The 5,035-nt window shown below is 57.9% G+C and carries 2 rRNA genes; both read right to left on the bottom strand.

Annotated elements, in window-relative coordinates:
* Positions 1–21: 21 nt before the first annotated feature.
* Positions 22–3,146, bottom strand: a 23S ribosomal RNA gene (locus HFV08_RS30990).
* A gap of 315 nt (positions 3,147–3,461) precedes the next feature.
* Positions 3,462–4,991 (bottom strand): 16S ribosomal RNA (locus HFV08_RS30985).
* The 16S and 23S rRNA genes sit together here, the layout of an rRNA operon.
* Between the last annotated feature and the right edge of the window lie 44 nt (positions 4,992–5,035).

Genomic DNA, 5,035 nt, shown 5'->3' with positions numbered 1-5,035 from the left:
ACACAGTGGACGCGAGCAACTGAGGACAAGCCCTCGGCCTATTAGTACCGGTCAACTCCACCCCTCACAGGGCTTCCATATCCGGCCTATCAACCCAGTCGTCTCCTGGGAGCCTTACCCTCTCAAAGGAGGTGGGAACACTCATCTCGAAGCAGGCTTCCCGCTTAGATGCTTTCAGCGGTTATCCCTCCCGAACGTAGCCAACCAGCCATGCCCTTGGCAGAACAACTGGCACACCAGAGGTTCGTCCGTCCCGGTCCTCTCGTACTAGGGACAGCCCTTCTCAATATTCCTACGCGCACAGCGGATAGGGACCGAACTGTCTCACGACGTTCTAAACCCAGCTCGCGTACCGCTTTAATGGGCGAACAGCCCAACCCTTGGGACCGACTCCAGCCCCAGGATGCGACGAGCCGACATCGAGGTGCCAAACCATCCCGTCGATATGGACTCTTGGGGAAGATCAGCCTGTTATCCCCGGGGTACCTTTTATCCGTTGAGCGACGGCGCTTCCACAAGCCACCGCCGGATCACTAGTCCCGACTTTCGTCCCTGCTCGACCCGTCGGTCTCACAGTCAAGCTCCCTTGTGCACTTACACTCAACACCTGATTACCAACCAGGCTGAGGGAACCTTTGGGCGCCTCCGTTACCCTTTAGGAGGCAACCGCCCCAGTTAAACTACCCATCAGACACTGTCCCTGATCCGGATCACGGACCCAGGTTAGACATCCAGCACGACCAGAGTGGTATTTCAACAACGACTCCCCCGCCACTGGCGTGACAAGTTCACAGTCTCCCACCTATCCTACACAAGCCGAACCGAACACCAATATCAAACTGTAGTAAAGGTCCCGGGGTCTTTCCGTCCTGCTGCGCGAAACGAGCATCTTTACTCGTAGTGCAATTTCACCGGGCCTATGGTTGAGACAGTCGAGAAGTCGTTACGCCATTCGTGCAGGTCGGAACTTACCCGACAAGGAATTTCGCTACCTTAGGATGGTTATAGTTACCACCGCCGTTTACTGGCGCTTAAGTTCTCAGCCTCGCCCACCCGAAAGTGAGCTAACCGGTCCCCTTAACGTTCCAGCACCGGGCAGGCGTCAGTCCGTATACATCGCCTTACGGCTTCGCACGGACCTGTGTTTTTAGTAAACAGTCGCTTCTCGCTGGTCTCTGCGGCCACCCCCAGCTCACCCAGCACGTGGGATCACCAGAAATGGCCCCCCTTCTCCCGAAGTTACGGGGGCATTTTGCCGAGTTCCTTAACCATAGTTCACCCGAACGCCTCGGTATTCTCTACCAGACCACCTGAGTCGGTTTAGGGTACGGGCCGCCATAAAACTCGCTAGAGGCTTTTCTCGACAGCATAGGATCATCCACTTCACCACAATCGGCTCGGCATCAGGTCTCACCCCCATGTACGACGGATTTACCTATCGCACGGGCTACACCCTTACCCCGGGACAACCACCGCCCGGGCTGGACTACCTTCCTGCGTCACCCCATCACTCACCTACTAACCGCTTGGGCCGGCGGCTCCACCACTCCCCTCAACTCCGAAGAGATCAGGGCGGCTTCACGGCCTTAGCATCACGATGCTCGATGTTTGACGCTTCACAGCGGGTACCGGAATATCAACCGGTTATCCATCGACTACGCCTGTCGGCCTCGCCTTAGGTCCCGACTTACCCTGGGCAGATCAGCTTGACCCAGGAACCCTTAGTCAATCGGCGCACACGTTTCTCACGTGTGTATCGCTACTCATGCCTGCATTCTCACTCGTGAACCATCCACCACTGCCTTCCGGCGCGGCTTCACCCGGCACACGACGCTCCCCTACCCATCACAGCCTCCGTTAGGAGTACATGCTGCAATGACACGACTTCGGCGGTACGCTTGAGCCCCGCTACATTGTCGGCGCGGAATCACTTGACCAGTGAGCTATTACGCACTCTTTCAAGGATGGCTGCTTCTAAGCCAACCTCCTGGTTGTCTCTGCGACTCCACATCCTTTCCCACTTAGCGTACGCTTAGGGGCCTTAGTCGATGCTCTGGGCTGTTTCCCTCTCGACCATGGAGCTTATCCCCCACAGTCTCACTGCCGCGCTCTCACTTACCGGCATTCGGAGTTTGGCTAAGGTCAGTAACCCGGTAGGGCCCATCGCCTATCCAGTGCTCTACCTCCGGCAAGAAACACACGACGCTGCACCTAAATGCATTTCGGGGAGAACCAGCTATCACGGAGTTTGATTGGCCTTTCACCCCTAACCACAGGTCATCCCCCAGGTTTTCAACCCTGGTGGGTTCGGTCCTCCACGAAGTCTTACCTCCGCTTCAACCTGCCCATGGCTAGATCACTCCGCTTCGGGTCTTGAGCGCGCTACTAAAACGCCCTATTCGGACTCGCTTTCGCTACGGCTTCCCCACACGGGTTAACCTCGCAACACACCGCAAACTCGCAGGCTCATTCTTCAAAAGGCACGCAGTCACGACGCTGAGTGCAAGCACTCAACGCGACGCTCCCACGGCTTGTAGGCACACGGTTTCAGGTACTATTTCACTCCCCTCCCGGGGTACTTTTCACCATTCCCTCACGGTACTATCCGCTATCGGTCACCAGGGAATATTTAGGCTTAGCGGGTGGTCCCGCCAGATTCACACGGGATTTCTCGGGCCCCGTGCTACTTGGGTGTTCTCCAAACGAGCCGTTAATGTTTCAGCTACGGGGGTCTTACCCTCTACGCCGGACCTTTCGCATGTCCTTCGCCTACACCAACGGTTTCTGACTCGTCGACCAACCGGCAGATTGATCAAGAAGAATCCCACAACCCCACATGCGCAACCCCTGCCGGGTCTCACACACACATGGTTTAGCCTCATCCAGTTTCGCTCGCCACTACTCCCGGAATCACGGTTGTTTTCTCTTCCTGCGGGTACTGAGATGTTTCACTTCCCCGCGTTCCCTCCACACTGCCTATGTGTTCAGCAGCGGGTGACAGCCCATGACGACTGCCGGGTTTCCCCATTCGGACACCCCCGGATCAAAGCTCGGTTGACAGCTCCCCGGGGCCTATCGCGGCCTCCCACGTCCTTCATCGGTTCCTGGTACCAAGGCATCCACCGTGCGCCCTTAAAAACTTGGCCACAGATGCTCGCGTCCACTGTGCAGTTCTCAAACAACGACCAACCACCCATCACCCCGGGACCACATCCCGAGTTCACTGGGGCCGGCACCGAAGACACCAGGCATACAGCCCGTGCCCTCAGACACCCAACAGCGTGCCCGACACCCAGACCCTCCATGAACCGCGTTCCACGCCCCGAAGAGCAGTACTAACCGTCACGAAGTGACCCAAAATGCCGAGTAGTCAACGTTCCACCCATGAGCAACCAGCGCGAGACGTTCGCTCGCGATCTGGCCTCTGACCCGGACAAGTCCGAGTGAGAAGTGCTCCTTAGAAAGGAGGTGATCCAGCCGCACCTTCCGGTACGGCTACCTTGTTACGACTTCGTCCCAATCGCCAGTCCCACCTTCGACAGCTCCCTCCCCACAAGGGGGTTGGGCCACCGGCTTCGGGTGTTACCGACTTTCGTGACGTGACGGGCGGTGTGTACAAGGCCCGGGAACGTATTCACCGCAGCAATGCTGATCTGCGATTACTAGCGACTCCGACTTCATGGGGTCGAGTTGCAGACCCCAATCCGAACTGAGACCGGCTTTTTGAGATTCGCTCCACCTTGCGGTATCGCAGCTCATTGTACCGGCCATTGTAGCACGTGTGCAGCCCAAGACATAAGGGGCATGATGACTTGACGTCGTCCCCACCTTCCTCCGAGTTGACCCCGGCGGTCTCCCGTGAGTCCCCAGCACCACAAGGGCCTGCTGGCAACACGGGACAAGGGTTGCGCTCGTTGCGGGACTTAACCCAACATCTCACGACACGAGCTGACGACAGCCATGCACCACCTGTACACCGACCACAAGGGGGACCCTGTCTCCAGAGTTTTCCGGTGTATGTCAAGCCTTGGTAAGGTTCTTCGCGTTGCGTCGAATTAAGCCACATGCTCCGCCGCTTGTGCGGGCCCCCGTCAATTCCTTTGAGTTTTAGCCTTGCGGCCGTACTCCCCAGGCGGGGCACTTAATGCGTTAGCTGCGGCACGGACAACGTGGAATGTTGCCCACACCTAGTGCCCACCGTTTACGGCGTGGACTACCAGGGTATCTAATCCTGTTCGCTCCCCACGCTTTCGCTCCTCAGCGTCAGTATCGGCCCAGAGATCCGCCTTCGCCACCGGTGTTCCTCCTGATATCTGCGCATTTCACCGCTACACCAGGAATTCCGATCTCCCCTACCGAACTCTAGCCTGCCCGTATCGACTGCAGACCCGGGGTTAAGCCCCGGGCTTTCACAACCGACGCGACAAGCCGCCTACGAGCTCTTTACGCCCAATAATTCCGGACAACGCTTGCGCCCTACGTATTACCGCGGCTGCTGGCACGTAGTTAGCCGGCGCTTCTTCTGCAGGTACCGTCACTCACGCTTCTTCCCTGCTGAAAGAGGTTTACAACCCGAAGGCCGTCATCCCTCACGCGGCGTCGCTGCATCAGGCTTCCGCCCATTGTGCAATATTCCCCACTGCTGCCTCCCGTAGGAGTCTGGGCCGTGTCTCAGTCCCAGTGTGGCCGGTCGCCCTCTCAGGCCGGCTACCCGTCGTCGCCTTGGTGAGCCACTACCTCACCAACAAGCTGATAGGCCGCGGGCTCATCCTGCACCGCCGGAGCTTTCCACCCACTTGGATGCCCAAGCAGGTCAATATCCGGTATTAGACCCCGTTTCCAGGGCTTGTCCCAGAGTGCAGGGCAGATTGCCCACGTGTTACTCACCCGTTCGCCACTAATCCCCCACCGAAGCGGGTTCATCGTTCGACTTGCATGTGTTAAGCACGCCGCCAGCGTTCGTCCTGAGCCAGGATCAAACTCTCCGTGAATGTGTACCGGTAATCCGGTCACACACACGAGAGCGGAACCAGGA

Source organism: Streptomyces physcomitrii (genome assembly GCF_012273655.1).
Lineage (GTDB): Bacteria > Actinomycetota > Actinomycetes > Streptomycetales > Streptomycetaceae > Streptomyces > Streptomyces physcomitrii.
This window is presented reverse-complemented; position numbering and strand designations above follow the sequence as displayed.